Below are 23,718 nucleotides of genomic sequence, written 5' to 3'. Positions count from 1 at the left end.
TTACCGCACCACCGAGAAGCGGAAGCGCGATTCGGTCTGGTACACCTCGCCCGGGCGCAGGATGGTGTTCGGGAATTGCGGCTGGTTAGGCGAATCCGGGAAGTGCTGCGGTTCCAGGCAGAAGCCGCTGCGGTGCTGGTAGCTGCGGCCTTTTCCTTTCAGCGAGCCGTCGAGGAAGTTCCCGCTGTAGAACTGCACGCCGGGTTCTTCGGTGAACAGCTCGAGCACCCTGCCCGATTCCGGCTCGCAGACGTGGGCGGCACGCGTCATCGCCTTGCCGTCCGGTTTGTTGAGAACGAAGTTATGGTCGTAGCCCAGGCCGTGGCGCAGCTGCTTGTCCGGCTGCTCGATGCGTTCGCCGATCGGGCGCGGGGTGCGAAAATCGAAGGGCGTGCCGGTGACCGGCGCCAGCGCCCCCAGCGGGATCGATTCGGCGTCGATGGCGACAAAGGCGTCGGCGTCGATGCTCAGGACGTGGTCGAGGATGTCGTCCTCGCCTGCCAGATTGAAATAGCTGTGCTGGGTCAGGTTGACCGGCGTGGCCTTGTCGGTGACGGCATGGAAGCGGACGATCAGCTCGTTGTCGTCGGTGAGCGTGTAGATGACGGTGGCATCCAGGTTGCCCGGATAGCCCTGTTCGCCGTCTACGCTGCGATAGGCCAGCTGCAGGCTGTCTTCGTCGACAATGGCAATCCACTTGACCTTGTCGAATCCGGGGGCGCCGCCATGCAGGTGGTTGCTGCCGTTATTCGCCGGCAGGGTGAACTCCTGGCCGTCGAGCGTGAACCTGCCATTGGCGATGCGGTTGCCGTAGCGCCCGATCAGGGCGCCGAAATACGGGCTGTCGGCCAGGTAAGGCTCGATCGTTTCGAAGCCCAGGACGATGTCGGCCATTTTGCCGTCGCGGCCGGGAGCATGCAGCTCGGTGATGATGCCGCCGAAATCGATGATCTTCGCCACCAGGCCGTTCGCATTGGTAAGCGTGAACTGGGTGATGGTCTCGCCATTCGGCAGTTGGCCGAACGGCGCTTGCGTGATCCGTGTTTGCACGTTGTGTTCGTCCTCGGTTATGTCCTAGTTGGTGGACGGCCTGCCGAATACCGGCATGCCCTGCTCGTCCCAGCGCAGCGGTTTCACGAAGGTGTGGCGGTCTGGATTCCAGAGCGGATCGCCGACGATCTCGGTGTAGGTGCGCGCGTGGTAGACCAGCATGACGGTATCGCTGTCTTCGGCATAGGTGAAGCTGTTGTGCCCGGGGCCGTAGATGCCATGATCGTAGCAGGTTGAGAAAACAGGCTCGCGCGATTTGGTCCACGCGGCCGGATCCAGCAAATCGGCGTCCTCGTCGGCCCACAGCAGGCCCATCGCGTAGTTCTCGTCGGTCGCGCTGGCCGAGTAGCTGATGAAGATCTTGCCGTTGCGGCGCACGACCGACGGGCCTTCGTTGACCCAGAAGCCGCGCGTCTCCCACTCGTATTCCGGTTTACTCAGCATGATCGGCTCGCCCTCGATCTGCCAGGGGGTCTTCATCGGCGCGATGTAGAGGTTCGAGTTGCCTTCGATGTCAATGTCCTTCTGCGCCCACAGGTAATAGAGCCGGCCCTTGTGGGTGAAGGTGGTGGCGTCCAGGCAGAAGCTGTCGATGCCGGTGTCGACCTGGCCCATGAACCCCCACTCGCCCTCGAGCGGGTTGGCGTTCTGGTTGCGGATCGCGTACATGCGGTGCTGGAACAGCTTGTGCTTGATCTCGCGGCTCGGGGCGGCGGCGAAATAGACATACCAGGCGCCCTGGTTGAAGTGGATCTCGGGGGCCCAGACCAGTTCGGAATATGGGCCGGTATCGGGTTTGGTCCAGGCGGTGACGGTTTCCGCGGTGGCCAGGGCCGCGATGGTGGGGGCGCGGCGCAGCTCGATGCGGTCGTACAGGGGGACCGAGGCGGTGAAGTAGTAGTAGCCGTCGGTGTGCTTGTAGATGTAGGGGTCGGCGCGTTGTTCGATCAGGGGCTTCAGGACGGTATCTTGCATGGTGTTCGTCGATTCATCATGTGGTTGAACGCGTGGGCAGGCAATGTAGTCCAGTGGACTACATTGCGCCCACCCTACGGGTTCGCGCTGTTGTAGGGTGGGCAGATTCTGCCCACGAGGTCAACAGACGCATCGACCCTAACTTGCGACATACCCGTGCGTACGCATATCGGCTTTGACGGTGTCGTAATACTGGTCGCTGATCCGGTACTTGAACATCAGCATCCCCATCAACAGGTGGAAGAAGCCCGGGATCACCGACAGCATCAGCGCGATGCCCTGCAGCGCCAGCGTGGACTGGGCCTGGTTCGGCTGGTACTGGAAGTAATCCAGCAGGATCCCGACCATGCCGCCGGCAACCGCCATGCCCGCCTTCTGGCACACCGAGATGCCGCCGAAGGCAAAGCCGGAAACGCGCTTGCCGGTCTTGACCTGGCCGTAGTCGATGGTCTCGGCGATGGCCGACCAGAACACAGGTGCGTGCAAGTCCACCACCAAGGAAAGGATGAAGTAGAGGACGAAGGCCAGCACGATGTCGCCCGGCGTCACCAGCACGTAGATCGCCAGGCTGATGAAGGCCACCGCGATCTGGCTGTTGCGGAACAGTTTGACCTTGCAGTAGAACTTGGTGGTCCAGGTGGAGACCACCATGGCGATGATGGCCGCGGCCACGCCGGTCGACAGGAAGGCCGAGACCATCGCGGTGTCGCCGCCCAGGTAATACTTGGCGTAGTAGATCGCCACCGAGCCGCGGATCACGTAGCCGACGGTGCCGGTGACGCAGACGCCGCACAGGATCAGCCACTGGTCGTTCTGCAGCAGCACCCGCACCTGGTCCATCAAGGGCTGCTTTTCCACCTTGTGGATCACGCGCTCGGTGGTGGTGAAGAAGCACAGCAGGAACAGCAGCACGCCCATCGCCGCCATCACCGCCATCGCGGCCTGGTAGCCGGTGGCCGGGTTGTCGGCATCCCACCAGCTGGCCAATACGGGCACGATGATGGTCACCATGAAGGCGCCGATCTTGGCGAAGAACAGGCGGTAGCCGTTGGCCGACAGGCGCTCCTGCGGGTCGGAGGTCAGGCCGCTGATCAGGGAAATGTAGGGAATGCCCACGCCCGCCGTCATGACGGTCATGAGGATATAGGTCGAATAGGCCCACACCAGCTTGGCGTCATAGGTCCAGTCGGGCGTGGTAAACACCAGGAAGACGCTCAGGCCGTAGGGCACCGCCAGGAACAGCAAATAGGGACGGTAGCGCCCCCAGCGATGTAGATGCGCATCGGTCATCTGCCCCATCGCCAGGTCGGCGATGGCGCCGACGATCTTCACGGCGACGAACAGCATGGCCAGGTCGCTGGTCTTGAGGCCGTAGATGTCGGTATAGAAGAAGGTGATGATCAACATCATCGACGAGATCACCACGTTGAGCGCCATGTCGCCGGCGCCGAAACCCGCTTTTTCGAGGGTCGAGAGTTTTTGAGTGTGCATGTTGCGCCTTCCCTTGAACGAACCGGGGGCACTGCCGGAAGATTGACCCTGCAGCGCCCCTTTATTTACTACGTCACCTGTCCCGGGACAGGCTTAATTGCGCCACCTGAGCGACAGTCCGACCACACGATCATAACGGCGGATGTCACGCGGCAGTTCAGGCACGCTGTGGTAGTCGTGGTAGGCCTGGTCGAGCAGGTTGCTGCCGTCGAGCGTGATACTGACGTTGTCGGTCAGCTTGTACGAAATCGACGCATCCAGGGTCTTGAGCGGATCGACCACGATGTTGTACGGCAGCGCGCGGTAGTTGTACTCGGCGGTGAACTTGTCGCGCCAGCTGTAGGCCAGCCGGCCCGACCACTTGCCGTACTCGTACAGGCCGACCAGGTTGGCCGAACGGCGCGACATGCCGGCGAAGGTGTTGATCGTGCCATCCGCCTCGGCCAGGCCGCCATCCATGAAGGTGACGTTGGTCTGCACGCCCAGCCCGCCCAGCCAGCCCGGCAGGAAGGTGAAGAACTGCTGGTAGGCGAATTCGGCGCCCTTCAGGTTGCCCGACACCGCGTTGTACGGGCGGCTGACGTTATAGGTCACGCCATCGAAGGTTTCCGGACGCGAAGTCCGGCGCAGGTAGTTCTCGTACTTGTGGTGGAACAGCGTGCCGGTGACCGAGCCGGCCGGCGCGAAATACCACTCCAGGGCCACATCGACGTTGCGCGCTTCCTGGGGCTTGAGGTTCGGGTTGCCGGCGGTGCCGGTGGCCAGCGTGGTCGTGGTCGACGGGAACAGCACCAGGCCCGGATTGAAGTCGCCGAACGGGGCGCGTTCGATCGCCTTGCTGGCGGAGAGGCGTCCGATCAGGTCCTGGCGGAAGTGGGCGCGCATCGACAGGCTTGGCAGCACGTCGCTGGTCGAGGAAGACACGGTGGTCGGCGACACCACGCCGTTGTTCGACGAGAAGCCGCTGATGTTCTGCTTCGTCTTCACGTAGCGTGCACCGATGGTGCCATCAACCGGGACGGGGCCGGCGTCGAAGCCGAAGTTCAGCTTGGCGTAGATCGCGTGGGTCTTCTCGCGGTCGGCGTAGTAGGACAGCGGATCGTCCGGACGCGCGTTTGTCTCGCCACGGATGGCCTGGCGCACGGCGCCGGTGTGATCCAGCAGGAAGTCCCTGCACGGCGCGTAGAACTGGTTCATGCCGTAGTTGCCGCCGGTCTCGGGGCTGGTGCAGTTCAGGCCCGGGATGCTGGTGACCTTGATGGCGTTCGGCGTGAACCGGTTCGGCGCGTCCGAGTAGCCGTTCAGTTCATGCACATAGGAGGCGAACCGTTCGGCGACACGGGCGCCGGCGCTGACTTCCTTGATGAAGCCGTCCGATTCCGGCATCCAGCTCACGTCGCCGCGCCAGTCGGTGGCGGCGCCGCGCGAGCGGTTATGGTTGTCGAACAGCGCGAACAGGGTCCACGGCGCCGGGTCGGTCATGTCCACGCCCGGATAGGTCAGGAAACCGCCGCCGTCGCGCACGCTGGCGGAGATCGGCTTGGCGACGTCGCGCACCGTGTCCAGGATCGGGTTGAGCTGGCTGTATTTCGAGACGGTGCGTACCAGTTCGGTGCTGGCGCGCACGCCGGGCATGACCTTCCAGATGGCCCCGACGGCGCCCTGGTGGGTCTCGGAATCGTCGCGCCGCGCCTGGGTCGAGCTCAGGGTGAAGGTGTTGACGTTCGGGTTGCTGATCGATTCCAGGTAGTTGGTGCCCGCGCGCGGGGTCACGGTCGAAGCCGAATTGTTGATCGGCAGGCCGCCCACGAAGAAGATGCTCTGCGAATCGTGGTCGATCCTGGTCGAGAAACCTTCGGCATAGACTTCGAGCTCCTTGCTCGGGCGCCACTGGGCCGACAGGTTGCCCGCCAGGCGCTCGCGGTCGCCGCTGCCCATCACCCGGCCCATGGCATCGGCGCCGATGATGCCGCGGTCGATCGTCATCGGCGCGCCGACGAAGGCCGTCTCGTCGTGGTAGCGGCCGCGCTGGTACGAAAGCCCGCCCAGCACGCCGATCTCGCCGATGCCGGTGCTCCAGCGGTTCGACAGCATGCCCGACACGTTCGGGTCGATCTTGTCGGCCTTGTCGCGGTGCTCGGCGCGCGCATTGAAGGCTGCTTGCGCGCCCTTGAAGTCGAACGGACGGTTGGTGCGCACGTCGATCACGCCCGAGGTGCCGCCTTCGACCATGTCGGCGCCCTGCGATTTATAGACATCCACGCGCTGCAGCATCGCCACCGGCACGTCGGCCAGGAACAGGCTGCGGCCGGCGGCGGTGAACATCTCGCGGCCGTTGTACAGGGTGGTGATGCCGCCCAGGCCGCGGATGACGACGTTGCCGGCTTCGCCGTTCTGGCGGATCACCTGCACACCGGGCACGCGGCCGAGGATCTCGGCAACGTTTTTATCGGGAAACTTGCCGATGTCGTCGGCGACGATCGAATCGACCACCTGTTCGGCATTGCGTTTGATGGTTTGCGCGCTCTGGGCGGCCTGGCGGGTGCCGGTGACGAGGACGATGGATTCCTTGCCGCTGCCCTTCCCGTCGGCTTCCGCGGCTGGCGCCGGGACGGCCGGCGCCTCGACTGCGGCAAGTTCCTGGGCGCCGACGGTGGCGCTGCTGATCAGGCCGGCGCCGGCAAGGGCTGCGACGGTAGCGCGCAGGGCGAAGAGTTGACAGGAACTGGCCATGGCACGGCCCGAGGAAGTGCGTTTCATACGTCTCCTATGTCGTTTTTTTCGTGGCCGCTGTGTCGCGGCTTTGCTGTTCTTACATGCTCGACATTGATGGTAGGCGTTGAAGCGAGATCATTCCAATCAATTTTTCCGCCGTTCCGATATCAAATTCTGTATCAGTCAATTGTACTGTTGGGAATCGGAAAGATTGTGGAAACCACCGATAGCGTGTGATAGACGCAACATGTAAAGTGTTTTCACAGCAATGTTTGCGCTGGATCATGCTGTTTTTTGACCACATAAACATGCCAATCAGAAATCATGTAAGGATAGTGCAAATGTTTATTGGCATCATTTTGACGGTGCTGGTAACGTAACTGTCTAATAAAGCTGACTTTTGACTAACAGACAGACCGGCACCGTTCGCAATCAACCACTGGAGACATGCAATGAAGAAGATTAGTCTGGCTATCGCCCTGTTATCCGTCCTGCCGCTGGCTGCGCAGGCGCAAACCAGCGTGACGATCTACGGTATCGCCGACGCATCGGTCGGTATCGAAGACACGGATGCACCAGGCACCGACAGCCGTACCGTGATCAGTTCGGGCACGCAGTCGACCAGCCGCATCGGCTTCCGCGGCACCGAAGACCTGGGCAACGGCCTGAAGGCGCTGTTCAACATCGAAGCAGGTATCGCCCTCGATAGCGGCGCCCAGGACGCCGCCGGCCTGTTCCAGCGCCGCGCCGTGGTGGGCCTGCAAGGCTCGTTCGGCACCGTCACCGTCGGCCGCGAATACAGCCCGATCGCCGCAGTCGTGCAGTCGAGCGACCCGCTGGGCCATGGCTTCTACGGCTCCAACCTGGGCAGCTTCGGCACCGGCCGCGCCACCCGCCGCCTGCCGAATTCGGTCAACTACAAGAGCGAAGCCCTGAGCGGCTTCACGGTGCAGGCCGCGTACAGCGCGGGCGAACGCCAGAACGACAACCCGTCGGGCAGCCTGGTCGGCGTGTCGGTCGAATACAAGAACGGCCCGCTGAACCTGGGCGCCGGCTACCACCAGGTCGAGAACCTGGCCACTGGCGACGACGAGGAATTCGCTTTCGGCGCCGGCTACAACTTCGGTGCCTTCGACCTGCGCGGTTCCTACGTGATGGCCGACCCGGAGGGTCCGCTCCCCGAGTTCAAGTTCACCACCGTGGGCGGTTCGTTCACCGCCGGCGCCAGCAAGTTCTTCGCTTCGGTGCACCAGCAGCGCGTCGATACCGGCGGCCGCGGCAACGGCTTCTCGCTGGCCTACCAGTACACCCTGTCCAAGCGCACCAACCTGTACAGCAGCTACGGCCGCGTGCGCAACAACAACGGCGGCAACTTCGGCCTGACCTCGGCCGGCGGCACCTTCGCTCCGCCTCCAACCGCGTTCGGCGCCGATCCGTCGGTGTTCAACGTGGGTGTGCGTCACTCGTTCTAAGACGCTCTGGCGTAAAAAAAAACGGCAGGCCGGAAGGCTTGCCGTTTTTTTATGGGGGGCGGGTTTCGGTCTATGCGGTCAACCGATCGATGTATTCCGAAACGCGCCTGTGCTGCGCAACCGTGATTTGAACGCGTGGGCAGGAGGACCGGCCCACCCTACGGGTCGCGGTTATGCTGCCAGTGCCTTTAATGGGCGGTGCACGGCGCGAGTGGCTGGCTGTGCGGCTTGCTCGCCGCCGTCGATACGGAAGGCTGCCATCGCGGCTGTCAGCATGGCTGCCTGGTCCTTCATGGCTTCCGCGGCGGCGGCGGCTTCTTCCACCAGCGCGGCATTCTGCTGCGTCACGTTGTCCATCTCGGCCACGGCCTGGTTGATCTGCTCGATGCCGGCGGTCTGCTCCTGGCTGGCCGAGGTGATCTCGCCCATGATGTCGGTGACGCGCCGCACGCTGTCAACGATCTCCTGCATCGTGGCGCCGGCTTCGGCCACCAGCTTGCTGCCGCTGGCCACCTTGCCGGTAGAGTCGTTGATCAGGCCCTTGATCTCTTTCGCCGCTGCCGCCGAACGCTGCGCGAGGTTGCGCACCTCGGTTGCAACGACCGCGAAGCCGCGTCCCTGCTCGCCTGCGCGCGCCGCTTCGACGGCGGCATTCAGCGCCAGGATATTGGTCTGGAAGGCGATGCTGTCGATCACGCCGATGATGTCGCTGATCTTGCCAGCCGAAGCATCGATCTCGCCCATCGTGCCGACCACCTGGCTGATCACGGCGCCGCCGCGCTGGGCCACCTGCGAAGCTGCGTCTGCCAGCACGTTGGCCTGGCGTGCATTGTCGGCGTTTTGCTTGACGGTCGAGGTCAGTTCTTCCATCGAGGATGCGGTTTCTTCCAGCGAGCTTGCCTGCTGCTCGGTGCGGCTGGACAGGTCCTGGTTGCCGGCCGCGACTTCGTTGGCGGCCACCGTGATGGTGCCGGTGCCGGTGCGCACGGTGCCGACCGTGCGCGCCAGGTTCTCGTTCATGGTCTTGAGTGCCTGCAGCAGCTGGCCCATTTCATCGCGGGTGGTGACCTCGATGCGGCTGGTCAGGTCGCCGGCGGCGACCGTATTGGCCACCTCCAGCGCGCGCTGCACCGGACGCGTGATCGAGCGCGTGATCCACCAGGCCACCGCGCCTGCCAGCAGGACCACGGCGGCACCCACGATCCACATCAGGCGGGTGGTGTTTTCATAGGTGCGCTGGGCCTCGGCGGCCTTTTCCATGGCGATCGACTTCTGCAGCTCGGCCTGCTGGTGCACGGCCTTTTTGAGCTCTACCAGCAAAGGACGCAGTTCCTCGGACAGGTGCTGGTTCGCTTCCTCGACCAGGCCCTCGTTCACGAGCTTCATGATCTTTTCCTGGCCTGCGATATAGGTGGTGATGTGCTTTTGCTTGGCCGCCAGCAGCTGCCGTGCGGTCGGGTGCTGCAGGGTCTTGTCGAGCTCGCCCAGCAGGCGGTCGATGGCCTTGCGCGAGCTGAGGACTTCCTCGGCCTGGCGGGTCCGGTCCGAGCGCTCTTCATTGAGCAGCATGTTGCGCAGCGCAATGGCGATGTCGTTGATTTCGTTGAGCAGCAGGGTCGTCGTTTCAATCCGCGGCATGCGGTTATTGACGATCTCGTCGGTGCCGTCGTTGACGCGGCCGAGCATGACGGTGCTGGATACGATCATGCAGACAAGCATGGTGCATACCAGGCCAAAACCGAAGCCGAGGCGTTTGCCGATATTGAGGTTGGCGAAGTTCATGTGTTTTCTCCTGGATTCGGGGCGCACCCGAGCTTGTCCGATGATGATGGTTAGGCGGCCTGTTTCGGGCTGGTGATCAGGCCCAGCTTCTCCGAGCTCATGAGCTGATCGATATCCAGCATGATCAGCATGCGCTCGCCGACCGTACCCAGGCCGGTGATGTAGTCGCCATCCGCAGCCGAACCCATCTCGGGGGCGGGGCGGATCTGCTCATCCAGCAGGGTGACGACGTCGGAGACGCTGTCCACCACCATGCCGATCACGTGGTTCTTGATGTTCAGGACGATCACGACGGTAAACTGGTCATAGGTCGGCTCGCCCAGGTTGAACAGGATGCGCATGTCCACGATCGGCACGATCGAGCCGCGCAGGTTCTGGATGCCCTTGATGCAGGCGGGCGCGCTCGGCAGCAGGGTGGGCTCTTCATAGCCCCGGATTTCCTGCACCTTGAGGATGCTGATGGCGTACTCTTCCTTCGCGAGGCGGAAGGACAATACTTCGTTGTCTAGGGTTGCTGCATCCATGATTGGTTCCTGTTATTCGTGTTAGGCGAGCGCGTAATTGCCGCAACGCAAGATACATTACGTCCAATTCGGTGCGGATTCGATAGTTAAGTAGCAAAACCGGGCAAATTTTCCCGTTTTCGGTGCGCCGTATGGCGTGGCTGCAACGGATTTGAACCCTAGCCGCACCCCGCTTACTATGGAAAACTTCCCGTACGGTCGTTCGGCCGGCTTGCCGCCCCCATCCTGAGGGGCTGGCACGCATCCTGCATTCGGCAGGGGCATGCGCGATGCTCCTTTCCCTGTCGGCCCCCTTCCCGACTCGCCCGTCCATCCGGGCTGGCATGCCAGCCTGCGGCTCGGTTTCGCGCGCGACGGGGCCAGTACCCGGCTTGCCGAACGCCGCCACAGCGGGCCCTTGCGGGTCCAGAAGGGGCTGTACCCGGAAGGCCCGGGCGTCTGCCACGCCGTGATCGTGCATCCGCCGGGCGGCATCGCCGGCGGCGACGTGCTCGACATCGCGGTCGGGGCCGGCATTGACGCGCATTGCCTGCTGACTTCGCCCGGCGCCGCCAAGTGGTACCGCGCCAACGGCCGTCCCTCGAAGCAGTCGGTCAGCCTGCGCGCCGATAGTGGCGCCGCCATCGAATGGCTGCCGCAGGAAACCATCCTGTACGACGGCGCCGACGTGACCCTCGAGCACGATGTCGAACTGGCCCAGGATGCCGCCTACATCGGCAGCGAGATCCTGTGCTTCGGCCGTGCCGCATCCGGCGAGCGCTTCATCCACGGCGCACTGCGCCAGCGCACCCGCATCCGCCACGGCGGACGGCTGGTGTGGCACGAACAGGGGCGCGCCGCCGGCGCGGCCCTGGCCAGCCCGCTGGCGCTCGGCGGACGCCACGTGTGCGCCACCTTGATCGGCGTCGGCAGGCCGTGCCCACCCGCGCTGCTGGCCAGCCTGCGCGCCGCCGATGCTGGACTCGGCCTTACCCAGCTCAAGTCGATGTTCGTGGCGCGCTACCTGTGCGACGACAGCGAGGCCGCGCGCCACGCATTGTTGCGCGTGTGGCAGGCGCTGCGCCCGCACCTGCTTGGCCTGGACGCGCAGCCGCCACGCATCTGGCGTACCTGAAGGAGACCCCATGGACCTGAGCCCACGCGACAAGGACAAGCTGCTGATTTTTACCGCAGGCCTGGTGGCCGAACGGCGCCGCGCGCGCGGCCTGAAGCTGAACTACCCGGAAGCGGTGGCCCTGATCAGCGCCGCCATCATGGAAGGCGCGCGCGACGGCCGCAGCGTGGCCGAGCTGATGTCCGAAGGCGCTACCCTGCTGGGCCGCGCCGACGTGATGGACGGCGTGCCCGAGATGATCCCCGAGATCCAGGTCGAGGCCACCTTCCCCGACGGGACCAAGCTGGTCACCGTCCACCATCCGATTCCCTGAACGATACACGTCGAGACAACCATGATCATCCGCAGACTCGATTCCCGCGCCATCATCGAGGTGCGCACGCAACTGGCAACCTTGCTGCTGGACGCGGTCGCCGACGGCCATTCGCTCGGCTTCCTGGCCGGGCTCGACGATGTGCAGCTGGACGCCTACTGGAGCGGCGTGGAAGCCGACGTTGGACGCGGCTCGCGCGTGCTGCTGGCCGCCGAGCGCAACGGCCTGCTGGTGGGCAGCGTGCAGCTCGACCTGTGCCAGAAACCGAACGGCAGCAACCGCGCCGAGCTGCAGAAGATGCTGGTGCATTGCACGGTGCGCCGGCGCGGCGTCGGCACTGCCCTGCTCGAAGCGGCTGAAATCGAAGCGCTGTCGCTGCGCCGCGGCCTGCTCTTCCTCGATACCGAAGCCGGTTCCGGCGCCGAGCAGTTGTACAGCAAGGCCGGCTACACCCGCGTGGGCGAACTGCCCGACTACTGCTGCAGCCCGAACGGCCACTGGCGTCCCACCGCGATCTATTACAAGACGCTGTTCTCGCGGGCGCGCCGATGATCCCGGGCGAATACCTTCTCGAAGAAGGCGAGATCTCTCTGAACGTCGACCGACCCGGGCAGGTAGTAACCGTGGCCAATGGCGGCGACCGTCCGGTCCAGGTGGGCTCGCACTACCATTTCGCCGAAGCGAACGACGCCTTGCAGTTCGACCGCGCGGCGGCGCTGGGGATGCGCCTGGATATCGCCGCCGGCACCGCGGTGCGCTTCGAGCCGGGCCAGCGGCGCACGGTGGCACTGGTGGCACTTAGCGGTGCGCGCGTCGTCATTGGCTTCAACGGCCGCGTGATGGGGCCACTTCCCCGGGACCTGGCATGAGCAGCATCTCGCGCCGCGCCTATGCCGACATGTTCGGCCCCACCACCGGCGACCGGATCCGCCTGGCCGACACCGATCTCTTCATCGAAATCGAATACGACCACGCGATCTACGGCGAAGAAGTGAAATTCGGCGGCGGCAAGGTGATCCGCGACGGCATGGGCCAGTCGCAGCTGCCGCATTCCGGGGTGATGGATACCGTCATCACCAATGCCGTCATCGTCGACCACTGGGGTATCGTCAAGGCCGATATCGGCATCAAGGAGGGGCGCATCGCCGCCATCGGCAAGGCCGGCAACCCGGACATCCAGCCCGGCGTGACGATCCCGATCGGCGCGGCCACCGAGATCATCGCCGGCGAAGGCATGATCGTCACCGCCGGCGGGGTCGACACCCACATCCACTTCATCTGCCCGCAGCAGGTCGAGGAAGCCCTCATGAGCGGCATCACCACCATGCTGGGCGGGGGCACCGGCCCGGCGGTGGGTACGGCCGCCACCACCTGCACGCCCGGTCCCTGGCACATCCACGCCATGCTGCAGGCGGCCGATGCTTTCCCGATGAACCTGGGTTTTTTTGGCAAGGGTAATGCCAGCCTGCCGCAGCCGCTGGTCGAACAGGTGGAGGCTGGCGCCATCGGCCTGAAGCTGCACGAGGACTGGGGCAGCACTCCCGCCGCCATCGACAACTGCCTGGCGGTGGCCGAACGCATGGACGTGCAGGTGGCCCTGCATTCCGACACGCTGAACGAGGCGGGATTCCTGGAACGCACCTTGGGGGCGTTCAAGGACCGCACCATCCACACCTTCCATACCGAAGGCGCGGGCGGCGGCCACGCGCCGGACATCATCGCCGCGGTGGGCCAGGCCAACGTACTGCCCTCCTCCACCAACCCAACCCGTCCCTTCACCGTCAACACGCTCGACGAGCACCTCGACATGCTGATGGTCTGCCACCACCTCGATGCCGGCATCGCCGAGGACATCGCCTTTGCCGAGTCGCGCATCCGGCGCGAGACCATCGCCGCCGAGGACATCCTGCACGACCTGGGCGCGATCTCGATGATGTCGTCCGATTCGCAGGCCATGGGCCGGGTGGGCGAAACCATCCTGCGCACCTGGCAGACCGCGCACAAGATGAAGGCGCAGCGCGGGCCGCTGGCGCCGGACACGCAGCGCCACGACAACTTCCGGGTGCGGCGCTACATCGCCAAGTACACCATCAACCCGGCAATCACCCACGGCATCGCGCACGAAGTCGGATCGCTCGAGGTGGGCAAACTGGCCGACATCGTCCTGTGGCGCCCCGCCTTCTTCGGCGCCAAGCCATCGATGATCCTGAAAGGCGGCATGATCGCGGCCAGTCTGATGGGCGACGCCAACGCCTCGATCCCGACGCCGCAGCCGGTGCATTACCGGCCGATGTTCGGCGCCTATGGCGGCGGGCTGCGCAAGTCGCTGACCTTCGTGTCGCAGGCCGCCTTCGACCTGGGCGTGCCGGCGCGGCTGGGCTTAACTAAAACCATCGCGGTGGCGCGCAACATGCGCGGCCTCCGCAAGTCCGACATGGTGCACAACGGCGCCACGCCGCGAATGGAAGTCGACCCTGAAACCTATGAAGTGCGCGCCGACGGCCAGTTACTGACCTGCGAAGCCGCCACCGAGCTGCCGCTGGCGCAGCGTTATTTCCTGTTCTAAGGAGCGAGCATGCTGACCCTGAATACCCGGATCGATGAGGCGCCACAGGTGCACGATTCCCTGGTGCTGCCGTGGGAGCGGCGCGAGCGCTGCCGCATGCGCGCCACCCTGGCCTCGGGCGAGGAAGTCGCACTGTTCCTGCCGCGCGGTGCGCCGCTGCGCCACGGCGACCTGCTGCGCGGCGACGACGGCCGCGTGGTGCGGGTCGTGGCCGCACCGGAGCCGACCTACGCCGTGCGCTGCGGCGACGCCCTGACCCTGGCGCGCTGCGCCTACCACCTCGGCAACCGCCATACCCAGTTACAAATATGCGACTGGGGGCTGCGCATGCGCGCCGACCCGGTGCTGCGCGAGATGGTCGTCGGCCTGGGTGCGCGGGTCGAAGACGAACTGGCCTCGTTCGAGCCGGAGAGCGGTGCATACACTGGGTCGGCCGCCGGCCACGCGCATGACCACGGCCCACGTTCGACTTTGGCGCCGGTGCCGCTGCGCCAGAAAATCCACCGCCCGATGGACGTGGACGGCGCATGAACGCGGCCGCCCTGCTGCACCTGCTGCAATTCGCCAGCCCGGCCCTGCCGGTGGGCGGCTACAGCTATTCGCAGGGCCTGGAATCGGCGCTCGAGGACGGGCTGGTAACCGACGCCGCCAGTGCCCAGTCCTGGATCGCCCGCATGCTGCATGAAGTGGCCGCAAGCTGGGATGCGCCGCTGTTCTGGCGCCTGCTGCAGGCGCGGACCGTGCGTGACGATGCCGCGCTGGCCTTCTGGAACGACACCTTCCTGGCGTCGCGCGACACTGCTGAATTCCGCGCCGAAACCGTGCAGATGGGCTATTCGCTGGCGCGCCTGCTGGCCGAACTCGGCGTGGCCGACCCGGCGCAGCATGGAGCGGAAGTGTCCTTCCCGGCCGCCTTCGCCTGTGCGGTCGACGCGCTCGGCATCCCGCATGAGGAAGCGCTGCTGGCGCTGCTGTTTTCCTGGTTGGAGAACCAGGTGCTGGTATGCGTGAAATCGGTGCCGCTCGGCCAGGTGGCTGGCCAGCGCATGCTGCTGGCGCTGCGCCCGGACCTGGAGCGCGCCGCACTGCACGCGCGCACCGTGCCTGACGCCGCGCTGTCGAACTGGTCGCCCGGCCTGTCGATGCTGTCGATGCGGCACGAGGTGCAGCACGGCCGGCTTTACCGTTCATAAAAGGCAAACATGACTACTTCGAATCCCCTGCGGGTCGGCATCGGCGGCCCGGTCGGTTCCGGCAAGACCGCACTGTGCGAGCGCCTGTGCCTGGCCATGCGCGAGCGCTACGACATGGCTGTCGTCACCAACGACATCTACACGCGCGAGGACATGGAGATCCTGCTGCGCGCGAACGCCCTGCCACCCGAGCGCCTGATGGGCGTGGAAACCGGCGGCTGCCCGCACACCGCGATCCGCGAGGACGCCTCGATCAACCTGGAAGCCATCGCGCGCCTGCAGGCCGAGTTCCCTGGACTGCAGCTGGTGCTGGTCGAGTCGGGCGGTGACAACCTGGCCGCTACCTTCAGCCCGGAGCTGTCCGACCTGACCCTGTACGTGATCGACGTGGCCGGCGGCGAGAAGATCCCGCGCAAGGGCGGGCCAGGCATCACGCGCTCGGACCTCCTGATCATCAACAAGACCGACCTGGCGCCGCACGTCGGCGCCGACCTGCAGGTCATGGCCAGGGACGCGCGCCGCCAGCGCGGCGACCGGCCTTTCCTGTTCACCAACCTGCGCAGCGGCGACGGCGTGGACGCCGTGGTCGCCTTCATCCGCGAGCAGGGCCTGCTCGACCACTGACCTGGAGATACCCATGAAACCCCTGTTGCTGATCTTGATCCTGCTGGGCGCCGTGCCGGCACTGGCCCATCCCGGCCATGGCGCGCCGCCCGACCACGCCTGGTTCGAGCATGCCGCGGTCGCCGCGGTCGTGGTCGCGACCGGCGCGGTGCTGCTGTGGGGCGGCTTGCGCAGGCGCCGCGGGGTGCTGCCGCTGGCGATCGCGGTCGCGCTGGCTGTCGGCGCCGGGAGTGCGGGCGTGACGCTGCCACTCTAAAACAAGGCGCTGTGCTCGTTAAATGTGGAAGACGCCAAGCGCGGCTCTTAGCAGCCTTTCAGGTGAAGTAATGCGTTCTCCATCCAGCGCCCAGCGCCAGCCCAGGTAGTTCGGCAGGTAGCGCGAAGCGACTCCGTAAAAACGGGCCAGCCATTGCCGGAAGCGCTGGTGGTAGCCATTCACACCCTGCACGTGAACGGCGCCGCGCACCCGCTCCCCCAGACGCAGGCTTACAAACGCGTGCGCAATGCCCGCTTCGCGTGCAAAGACCCGATAGGCTGGATGCGCGTCAGTCACCAAGAGCACGTCTCCTGCCAGCCTGCGGCCCAGGTGGCGGTGCAGCTGCTGTTTTGTCACGGCAGCGCGGCCGGTGACGAAGTCAAGGGTCTGCCCAGTGCGGTCGCGTGCAACGAGGATGCAGACGTGTTCATGCGTGATGCCGCGCGTGGTGGCAACTCCGCCGCGTCGGCGAGGGGGCCGGTCGACCTTGCGTGCCCCTTTTTGCGACTCGAGCAGGAACATCTCGTCGGCCTCGGCAATGCCGGCAAGGCGCTCCGGCCGATCGTGCATGGCCAGCGAGAGAAAACGGTGGCGCCAGCGAAAACTCGTATTCCGGTGCACGCCGACCGCCTTGGCCGATGCGCGCACGCTCTTCGTCTCGAGCATCGTTGAGAGATAATCGACCCATTTGGCGCGATGGCGCAAGCGAGACAGGGGTGTTCCGCTCAATGCGCTGAATGTCTTGCGGCAAGCACGGCAACGGTACCGCTGTACGCCGCGGTCCTGCCCGTGCCGGTAAGGGCGTTCCGCCTGGCAGGATGGACAATTGGGCGTTGGCTTCGCTTGCGCAATTACTGCGCAGACGCGCTCGAACCCAATTGCAGGGCGCAAAACGTTCAGCAACTGCGCACGCTGGCGCTGCGTCAGCGACGGCACTTTCCTCAACCACCTGGTAAAGCCTGCTCCGTTCATTTCTCGCTTGGCCGCTCAGTCCGATCATGCTTGGACCGTGGAAAAGCTCGGCAGTTCAATTTCTACAACTAGCGATGACAGCGCCTAAAACAACAGCAGTTTCGGTCGACGGCGGTTCACACGGGCAATATCACGTAAAATCCGACCATTCCCCTGTATTCCGGACGACCGCGTGACCGGCACCACCCCTTCTTCTTCACCGGCCCGCAGGCCATTGCGGGCCTACCTGTTATGGCTGGTCCTGGCGACGCTGCTGCCCGGCGTCGTCGGCGCGTCCCTGCTATTCGTGCATCAGTACCAGAAGGCCAGGGCCCAGTTCGAGAAGAACACCCTGCAGACCGTGCGCGCGCTGGTGCACACGGTCGACAACAAACTACTGCAGGGCCAGTCGATCGCCCAGACCCTGTCGACCCTCGATGCTCTCGAAGCGGGCGACTTTGCGCGCGTGCACCGCCAGGCGCGCCAGGCACTGGTGCTGGCCGGCGGCGGCATGAACATGGTCCTGCGCGACCGCAGCGGCCAGCAGCTCGTCAACACTGCGGCCGACTACGGCACCCTCTTGCCGGTCGATGGTTCGCCCCAGCTCGAGCGCGTATTCGCCACCGGCAAACCGGCGGTGTCGGATGTCTTCATCGGCCCCCTGCGCAAGCTGCCCAGCGTGAGGGTCGACGTCCCGGTGCAGGTGGGCGGCGAATTGCGCTATGTGCTGAGCATCGGCATGCGGCCCGACTACTTCCAGGACATCCTCACTCCCAAGTCCATCCCCGAAGGCGCGGTGGCTTCGCTGTTCGACCGCCAGGGCATCATTTTCGCCCGCAACGTCAATCCAGCTCAGTCGATCGGCAAACCGGTCAATCCGCTGCTGCGCAATGCGGCGGCGCGCGCCAGCGAAGGCACCATCGACTCGCGCTCGCGCGAAGGCATGCCGCTGGTGACCTCGTATTCGCGCTCCGCCCTCACCGGCTGGGGCGTCGCGATCGGGATCCCGCGCGCCGTCCTGCGCGCGGAACTGCTCGGGCAACTCGCCCTCATGGTGGGCGGCACGGCGGTGCTGTTCGCGATCGGGCTGTGCCTGGCCTGGCTGATCGGCGGGCGCATGGCCCGCTCGCTGCAGGCGCTGACCGGTCCGGCGCTGGCGCTCGGCAAGGGTGTGAAGCCGCAGCCGGTCACGGGCGTGTATGTGCGCGAAGCGGCCGAGGTGGCGGCCGCCATCGGCGACGCTGCAAGCCTGCTCGAGGAACGCTCGCGCGAACTGGCCGCCAAGGAATCGGCACTGCGCGAAACCCACATGCAGGCGCGCTTCGGCACCTGGCACTGGAGCCTGGGCAGCGAGGCCATCGAGGTTTCGGATTCGGTGCCGCATATCTTCGGCCGACCACTGCCGCCCTTCGCGCAACAGCGCGGCACCCTGCTGGTCGAAGAGTCGTGGCAGCAGGTCCAGCAGCTGATGACGGAACTGGTGCGCATCGGGGGCAACGGCAAGCTGCAGCTGCACGCCACCCATGCCGACGGCCACCGTATCTGGCTCGACTACCGCTGCGAGAGCGTGCACGGTCCCGATGGCCGGGTGTTGGCGCTGCGCGGCTCTGTGCAGGACGTGACCGATCGCGTACGCGCGGAAGAAGCGCTGCGCCACGCCGACCAGCGCAAGAACGAATTCCTCGCCATGCTCGCGCACGAGCTGCGCAACCCGCTGGCCCCGATCACCTCCGGCGCCCAGCTGCTCGGCCAGGACGGGCTCGACCCGGCGCGCACCAGGCAGATCAGCGGCATCATCGCGCGCCAGGCACGCCACATGGCCGGGCTGGTGGACGACCTGCTCGACGTGTCGCGCGTCACGCGCGGGCTGGTGGAGCTCAGCAAGCAGCGCATCGACATCAATGCCGTGGTGCTGGAGGCGGTGGAGCAGGTGCAGGCGCTGGTGCGCGACAAGGGCCACAAGCTCGAGGTCCGCACCCTGCCCCAGCCCTGCCACGTGTTCGGCGACCGCAAGCGCCTGGTGCAGGTGGTCGGCAACCTGCTGCACAACGCGGCCAAGTTCACCGACCGCGGCGGCGAGATCGCCGTCACCCTCGCCGCGGGCAGCGAGCTGGTGGTGCTGGAAGTGCGCGACAACGGCATCGGCATGCTGCGGGCGGAACTGGAACGCGCTTTCGACATGTTCGTGCAGGGCGAACGCACGCCCGACCGCTCGCTCGGCGGCCTGGGCATCGGCCTGGCGCTGGTGCGCAGCCTGGTCGAACTGCATGGCGGCAGCGTGGGTGTTGCAAGCAGCGGCCAGGGACAGGGCACCGTCTTCACGGTACGGCTGCCGCGCTGCACCGAGCGTGCTTCCGCTGGCCTGGATGCCGCAGCCGCGGCCGAGGCCTCGGCCTCGAACGTGAAAGTGCTGGTGGTGGACGACAACGTCGATGCGGCCCAGGTGCTGGCGATGTATGTCGGCGCCCAGGGCCACGAGGTACAGGTCGAGCATGATTCCACGGCGGCGCTGGCGCTGGCGCCCGGCTTTGCGCCGAACGTCTGCCTGCTCGATATCGGGCTGCCGGACATGGACGGCTACGAACTGGCGCGCCGCCTGCGCCGCGACCCGGCAACCGCGCGGGCGGTGCTGGTGGCGGTGACCGGCTATGGCCAGGAACAGGACCGCCGCAACAGCGCGGCGGCTGGTTTCGACCACCACCTGGTCAAGCCGGTGGACATGGCCAGCCTGGAGAAGATCCTCGCAGGCGTGGCCAGCGCATGACTACGCTTATCTCTTGACGCTGCCGAAGGTGTCGCCCTTCTTCCAGGCTGGCATGCTCGGGGCATTCGCCACCGCATAGCCCAGGTTCAGCGTGAACTGGGCCTGCTGCACCATGCCGGACAAATCCCAGTCGGCGCGGTACTCGTCGGTCACCTGGTGGTAATCCTTCTTGAAGCCCACCATTTTCTCGCTCGATGGCCCGTGCTGGTGCGCGAACTCGAAATGGCCGTCGCCCGAGAACACGGCCGAGCCGACATTGAAGGCCGGGACGCCCGCCTTGGCGAAATTGAAGTGGTCGGCGCGGAAGTAGGCGCCCGAGAGGTCGGGAATCGTCGGCGCGAGCTTCAGCCCCATGGTCTTCGCCACGGTGGCGGCAGTGTCGTACAGGGTGCTGCGCTCGGCGCCCGGCACGCCGATGTCCCTGGTCTTGCCGACGAAGTTCAGGCTGTCGAGATTCAGGTCTGCCGCGGTCTTCGCCAGCGGGACTACCGGGTTCTTCACATAGGCGGCGCTGCCCAGCAGGCCCTGCTCTTCGGCGGCCGGCCACAGGAAGACCTGGGTGCGGCGCGCCGGCTTTTTCACGGCTTCGGCAGCCATTGCCAGCAGCGCGGCGGTACCTGAGGCGTTGTCGATGGCGCCGTTGTAGATGCGATCTTTTTTACCTGCGCTTGCCTCTTCATCCATGCCCATGTGGTCCCAGTGCGACGAATACACGACCGCCTGCTCCTTCAGTTTCGGATCGGTACCCGGCACCAGCCCGACCACGTTGAACTGCTCGACCTGGCGGATGCCGGACTTCAGCTCGACATGGGTGGCGATCTTGAGGTCGACCGGGCGGAAGTCGCGGCTTTCGGCCTGCGCGCGGAGCTGCTCGAGGTTGAAGCCGGCGGCCGCGAACAGCTCGCGCGCGGTGTCTTCGTGCAGCCAGCCTTCGACCGGGTTGCCCGCGCCTGCCAGGTGGAAGCGCTCGTGCGAGAAGCCGTTGGCCGGCACGCTCCACGGGTAGGACGAAGATGGCAGCGTGTGGATCAGCAGCGCGCCGGCGGCGCCCTTGCGCACCGCTTCCTCGAACTTGTACAGCCAGCGGCCATACCAGGTGTAGGCCTTGCCGGCAAAGCGGTTCGGCTCCTGCGCGGTGGGCTGCGGGTCGTTGACCATCATGACCAGGATCTTGCCCTTCACGTCCACGTCCTTGTAGTCGTCCCATTTTTCTTCGGGCGCCGAGACGCCGTAGCCGACGAACAGCAGCGGCGCATCGAAGGCCACGCTGCTGCGGCCGCTGGCGGTGCCGAACACGATGCCCTTGCCGATTTCTGGAGCGAAGCGCTTGCCGCCGGCCTGGAAGCTCACGGCGCTGCCGGGCAGCAGCCTGGTGCCGCGGATGTCGACCTTCTGGCGGTAGCCGCCGCCGGGAATCTGCGTCAAGCCGATGATCGCGGCCTGGGTTTCCAGGTAGCGCACCGCGAGCTCGCCGCCGCGCTGGCCGGTGCCGCGGCCTTCGAACAAATCGTCGGCCAGGAAGGCCAGGTGGCCGCGCAGCACCGGTTCGGACACGGCCGGCGCCTGCTGGGCGAAGGCGGTACTGGACAGGGTCAGGGCAGCAGCAAGGGCGAGGGGGGAAAGTCGCATCAAGGGATCCGTATCGAGGTGGGCCGGCTTGGCAAACTGCCATCTTAACCCAGCGCCCATAGAGCGGGCGATCCCCATTGCGGCTTGACCCATGGCGGGCCTATACTTGTCGTTCACTCAACAGGAAGCGTCCATGACCATCACGCGCCGTACTGCGGTCACTTTACTCGCCGCCCTGCCCCTCACGGCCCACGCCACACCAGATACGAAGGACAGCAACATGTACGGTTTGATCGGAAAAATGCGCGCCCAGCCGGGCCAGCGCGAGGCCTTGATCGCCATCCTGCTCGAAGGAACAAAGGCCATGCCGGGCTGCCTGGGCTATGTCATCGCCAAGGACAAGCTCGACGCGGACGCGCTGTGGATTACCGAAACCTGGGACAGCCAGGCCAGCCACAAGGCGTCGCTGGCGCTGCCGCCGGTACAGGCTGCGATTGCCAAAGGCCGCCCGCTGATCGCGGGCTTCGGCGAACGCTTCGAGACCGAGCCGGTGGGCGGGCACGGGCTGGCCAAGCCACGCTGAGGAATCAGGCGGCGGTGGGCGCGCCGGCGAAGGGTCGTGCGTCGATGGGAAGATCGATCACGAAGGCGGTGCCGTCTTCGGCGGAACTCGACATCAGCACGCTGCCGCCATGCGCCTCGGCGACGCGGCGCACATAGGGCAGGCCAACGCCCCAGCCCTCGCCCAGTCCCTGGTTGCCGGCGCGGCGATAGAGCTGGAAGATGCTCTCGCTGTCTTCGGGCGCAATCGGCGCGCCCTGGTTATGCACCATCACCTGCACCCGCTCGACCGTGGTGGACACCACCAGCCGGATGGCCGCATCGCGCGCGCCATACTTGATCGCGTTGTTGACGAGGTTTTCGATGGTCCGCTGCACGGCTTCGCGGCACCACCAGCCCTCGACCGCCTCGGGCCCGATATCGACCTCGACCGGGTGGAAGATTTCCGCCGACTGCGCCACTTCGCGGACCAGCTCCACCATGTCCATCTGCGCCAGCGTGAGGCGCACCGGCCCGGTCTTGCAGAAGGCAATCCCGTTGAGCAGTTCGCGCGTCATGCCGTCCATGCGCTGGGTGCTGGCGACGATCTTTTCGGCGTAGCGGCGCACAGTGGCGTCGCCCGAGGTATGGCCGATCATTTCCGCCGCCATCTGGGCAGTGGACAGCGGCGTGCGCAGGTCGTGCGCCATCGAGGCGACGAACTGTTCGCGCAGCGCGGCCTGCACCACGATGAAGGCGTTGGCGCTTTCGCGGATGGTGGCGTCGATGTGGGCAGACAGGGTGGCGCGTTGGGTGTCCTCGAGCGCGACGCCATGATGTTCGAGCTCGCGAAACAGCACGTCGCGGAAGATCTGCATCTCGTGGATGACGGCGGTGGCGTCGTACATCGTCATGCGGGCACGCTCGCCGCCATGCTCACTGGCGACCGCGCCCAGGTCGGTGACCACGCGCGCCGAGTGGCCTGGCGTGAGCAGCGCCGCCAGGGTATCGAAATAGGCAGGGATGGTGTTCTCGAGGATCGGCAGCGCCAGCTCCTTCGCCTGCGGCACGTGGCCGCGCACTTCCTCCATCCAGGCTTCGATGAGCGGCGTACGCAATGCCACCATCGCGCGTGTGACGGGCGACAGGTCGGGGTCAATCGGGGACAGGTGCCCGGTCAGGTTTGCATTCATTACCGGTGGGGACCCTGGTCGAGTGTACAAAAAAGCACGAAACTGGAGTCTACACGACGCTCTTCAGGGGCGGCGCGTGAATGCGGGTGGGGCTGATGGGCTCGGTGTATTAGCTCATCTTATGAATGAAGTCGCGAAATAAGATGAGCTGATACACCGTAGGGTGGGCAGATTCTGCCCACGCGTTCAACGAACAGGTGCACGCCACGGAGCTGGCCTTCACACGTGATTTGAACGCGCGGGCGGGAGACCCGCCCACCCTACGATTTCAGGTATTGCATGTACTTCGCGACTCCGTTGGCCACATCCGTAAACGGCTCGGTGTACCCAGCCGCACGCAGCGCGCCAATATCGGCCTGCGTAAAACTCTGGTGCTTCCCCTTGAGCTTGTCCGGAAACGGCAAATACTCCTTTAGGGGCGGCGCGTGAATGCGGGTGAGGCTGATGGGCTCGGTGTATTAGCTCATCTTATGAATGAAGTCGCGAAATAAGATGAGCTGACACACCGTAGGGTGGGCAGATTCTGCCCACGCGTTCAACGAACAGGTGCACGCCACGGAGCTGGCCTTCACACGTGATTTGAACGCGCGGGCGGGAGACCCGCCCACCCTACGATTTCAGGTATT

At 65.5% G+C, this 23,718-nt stretch carries 21 protein-coding genes; 12 read left to right on the top strand and 9 right to left on the bottom strand.

Going from position 1 to position 23,718, the window contains the following annotated elements:
* The 4 genes from HGB41_RS15410 to HGB41_RS15395 all read right to left on the bottom strand — a co-directional run bounded on the left by HGB41_RS15410 (position 1) and on the right by HGB41_RS15395 (position 6,276).
* Complete coding sequence (locus HGB41_RS15410; RefSeq protein ID WP_171085962.1) at positions 1–1,050, bottom strand: aldose epimerase family protein; 1,050 nt, start codon at positions 1,048–1,050, stop codon at positions 1–3.
* A 24-nt stretch (positions 1,051–1,074) separates the two neighbouring features.
* Complete coding sequence (locus HGB41_RS15405; protein WP_171085960.1) at positions 1,075–2,025, bottom strand: glycoside hydrolase family 43 protein; 951 nt, start codon at positions 2,023–2,025, stop codon at positions 1,075–1,077.
* A 138-nt stretch (positions 2,026–2,163) separates the two neighbouring features.
* Positions 2,164–3,516: an MFS transporter gene (locus HGB41_RS15400; protein WP_171085959.1), complete on the bottom strand. Its 1,353-nt coding sequence runs from the start codon at positions 3,514–3,516 to the stop codon at positions 2,164–2,166.
* A 93-nt stretch (positions 3,517–3,609) separates the two neighbouring features.
* Entirely contained in the window at positions 3,610–6,276 is a 2,667-nt protein-coding gene (locus HGB41_RS15395; RefSeq protein WP_171085957.1) for a TonB-dependent receptor, read from the bottom strand.
* 407 nt (positions 6,277–6,683) lie between these two features.
* Between HGB41_RS15395 and HGB41_RS15390 the strand changes: the two genes are divergently transcribed.
* On the top strand, positions 6,684–7,703 hold the full coding sequence (locus HGB41_RS15390; protein ID WP_171085955.1) for a porin: 1,020 nt from the start codon (positions 6,684–6,686) through the stop codon (positions 7,701–7,703).
* 171 nt (positions 7,704–7,874) lie between these two features.
* On the opposite strand, the gene HGB41_RS15385 is transcribed toward HGB41_RS15390, so the two are convergent.
* Positions 7,875–9,485, bottom strand: a complete 1,611-nt coding sequence (locus tag HGB41_RS15385; RefSeq protein ID WP_171085953.1) for a methyl-accepting chemotaxis protein — start codon at positions 9,483–9,485, stop codon at positions 7,875–7,877.
* A gap of 50 nt (positions 9,486–9,535) precedes the next feature.
* A complete protein-coding gene (locus HGB41_RS15380; RefSeq protein WP_171085951.1) occupies positions 9,536–10,009 on the bottom strand; it encodes a chemotaxis protein CheW in 474 nt (157 codons plus the stop codon).
* A 262-nt stretch (positions 10,010–10,271) separates the two neighbouring features.
* Here HGB41_RS15380 and HGB41_RS15375 point away from each other — a divergent pair, with 262 nt between their 5' ends.
* Genes HGB41_RS15375 through HGB41_RS15335 form a run of 9 tightly spaced genes read left to right on the top strand, consistent with a single transcriptional unit; the run spans position 10,272 to position 16,075 of the window.
* Positions 10,272–11,123, top strand: a complete 852-nt coding sequence (locus HGB41_RS15375) for an urease accessory protein UreD (RefSeq protein ID WP_171085949.1) — start codon at positions 10,272–10,274, stop codon at positions 11,121–11,123.
* A gap of 10 nt (positions 11,124–11,133) precedes the next feature.
* On the top strand, positions 11,134–11,436 hold the full coding sequence (gene ureA / locus HGB41_RS15370; RefSeq protein WP_171085947.1) for an urease subunit gamma: 303 nt from the start codon (positions 11,134–11,136) through the stop codon (positions 11,434–11,436).
* Positions 11,437–11,457: 21 nt separating this feature from the next.
* Positions 11,458–11,988, top strand: coding sequence for a GNAT family N-acetyltransferase (locus HGB41_RS15365; protein ID WP_171085945.1), 531 nt, complete (start codon positions 11,458–11,460; stop codon positions 11,986–11,988).
* The gene (locus HGB41_RS15360) at positions 11,985–12,305 is read left to right on the top strand and encodes an urease subunit beta (protein ID WP_171085943.1); all 321 of its coding nucleotides are present in this window, start codon (positions 11,985–11,987) and stop codon (positions 12,303–12,305) included. Before HGB41_RS15365 ends, HGB41_RS15360 begins: the two co-directional genes overlap by 4 nt.
* Positions 12,302–14,002, top strand: a complete 1,701-nt coding sequence (ureC, locus tag HGB41_RS15355; protein ID WP_171085936.1) for an urease subunit alpha — start codon at positions 12,302–12,304, stop codon at positions 14,000–14,002. The genes HGB41_RS15360 and ureC overlap by 4 nt, the downstream gene beginning before the upstream one ends.
* A 9-nt stretch (positions 14,003–14,011) precedes the next feature.
* Complete coding sequence (gene ureE, locus HGB41_RS15350; protein ID WP_171085934.1) at positions 14,012–14,533, top strand: urease accessory protein UreE; 522 nt, start codon at positions 14,012–14,014, stop codon at positions 14,531–14,533.
* The gene (locus tag HGB41_RS15345; RefSeq protein WP_171085932.1) at positions 14,530–15,195 is read left to right on the top strand and encodes an urease accessory protein UreF; all 666 of its coding nucleotides are present in this window, start codon (positions 14,530–14,532) and stop codon (positions 15,193–15,195) included. Before ureE ends, HGB41_RS15345 begins: the two co-directional genes overlap by 4 nt.
* A 9-nt stretch (positions 15,196–15,204) precedes the next feature.
* Positions 15,205–15,819 carry an urease accessory protein UreG gene (gene ureG, locus HGB41_RS15340; RefSeq protein WP_171085930.1) on the top strand — a complete coding sequence of 205 codons (615 nt, stop codon included), beginning with the start codon at positions 15,205–15,207 and terminating at the stop codon, positions 15,817–15,819.
* 13 nt (positions 15,820–15,832) lie between these two features.
* Positions 15,833–16,075: a hypothetical protein gene (locus HGB41_RS15335; protein ID WP_171085928.1), complete on the top strand. Its 243-nt coding sequence runs from the start codon at positions 15,833–15,835 to the stop codon at positions 16,073–16,075.
* Between the two features lie 18 nt (positions 16,076–16,093).
* On the opposite strand, the gene HGB41_RS15330 is transcribed toward HGB41_RS15335, so the two are convergent.
* On the bottom strand, positions 16,094–17,047 hold the full coding sequence (locus HGB41_RS15330) for an IS1595 family transposase (protein WP_171085927.1): 954 nt from the start codon (positions 17,045–17,047) through the stop codon (positions 16,094–16,096).
* 172 nt (positions 17,048–17,219) lie between these two features.
* Between HGB41_RS15330 and HGB41_RS15325 the strand changes: the two genes are divergently transcribed.
* A complete protein-coding gene (locus HGB41_RS15325; RefSeq protein WP_371868530.1) occupies positions 17,220–19,790 on the top strand; it encodes a hybrid sensor histidine kinase/response regulator in 2,571 nt (856 codons plus the stop codon).
* A gap of 6 nt (positions 19,791–19,796) precedes the next feature.
* On the opposite strand, the gene HGB41_RS15320 is transcribed toward HGB41_RS15325, so the two are convergent.
* Positions 19,797–21,419: a M28 family peptidase gene (locus HGB41_RS15320; protein ID WP_171085925.1), complete on the bottom strand. Its 1,623-nt coding sequence runs from the start codon at positions 21,417–21,419 to the stop codon at positions 19,797–19,799.
* Between the two features lie 133 nt (positions 21,420–21,552).
* Between HGB41_RS15320 and HGB41_RS15315 the strand changes: the two genes are divergently transcribed.
* Positions 21,553–21,942, top strand: a complete 390-nt coding sequence (locus HGB41_RS15315; protein WP_171085923.1) for a putative quinol monooxygenase — start codon at positions 21,553–21,555, stop codon at positions 21,940–21,942.
* A 4-nt stretch (positions 21,943–21,946) separates the two neighbouring features.
* Here the strand turns inward: HGB41_RS15315 and HGB41_RS15310 are convergent, their stop codons facing one another.
* Positions 21,947–23,092 (bottom strand): sensor histidine kinase, encoded by a 1,146-nt coding sequence (locus HGB41_RS15310; protein ID WP_171085921.1) that lies wholly within the window; start codon positions 23,090–23,092, stop codon positions 21,947–21,949.
* Between the last annotated feature and the right edge of the window lie 626 nt (positions 23,093–23,718).

Origin of the sequence: Telluria aromaticivorans, from assembly GCF_013003915.1 — a bacterium.
Classification (GTDB): domain Bacteria; phylum Pseudomonadota; class Gammaproteobacteria; order Burkholderiales; family Burkholderiaceae_D; genus Telluria; species Telluria aromaticivorans.
Note: the sequence above shows the minus strand (reverse complement) of the source record. Positions and strands in the feature narration are given on the sequence as shown.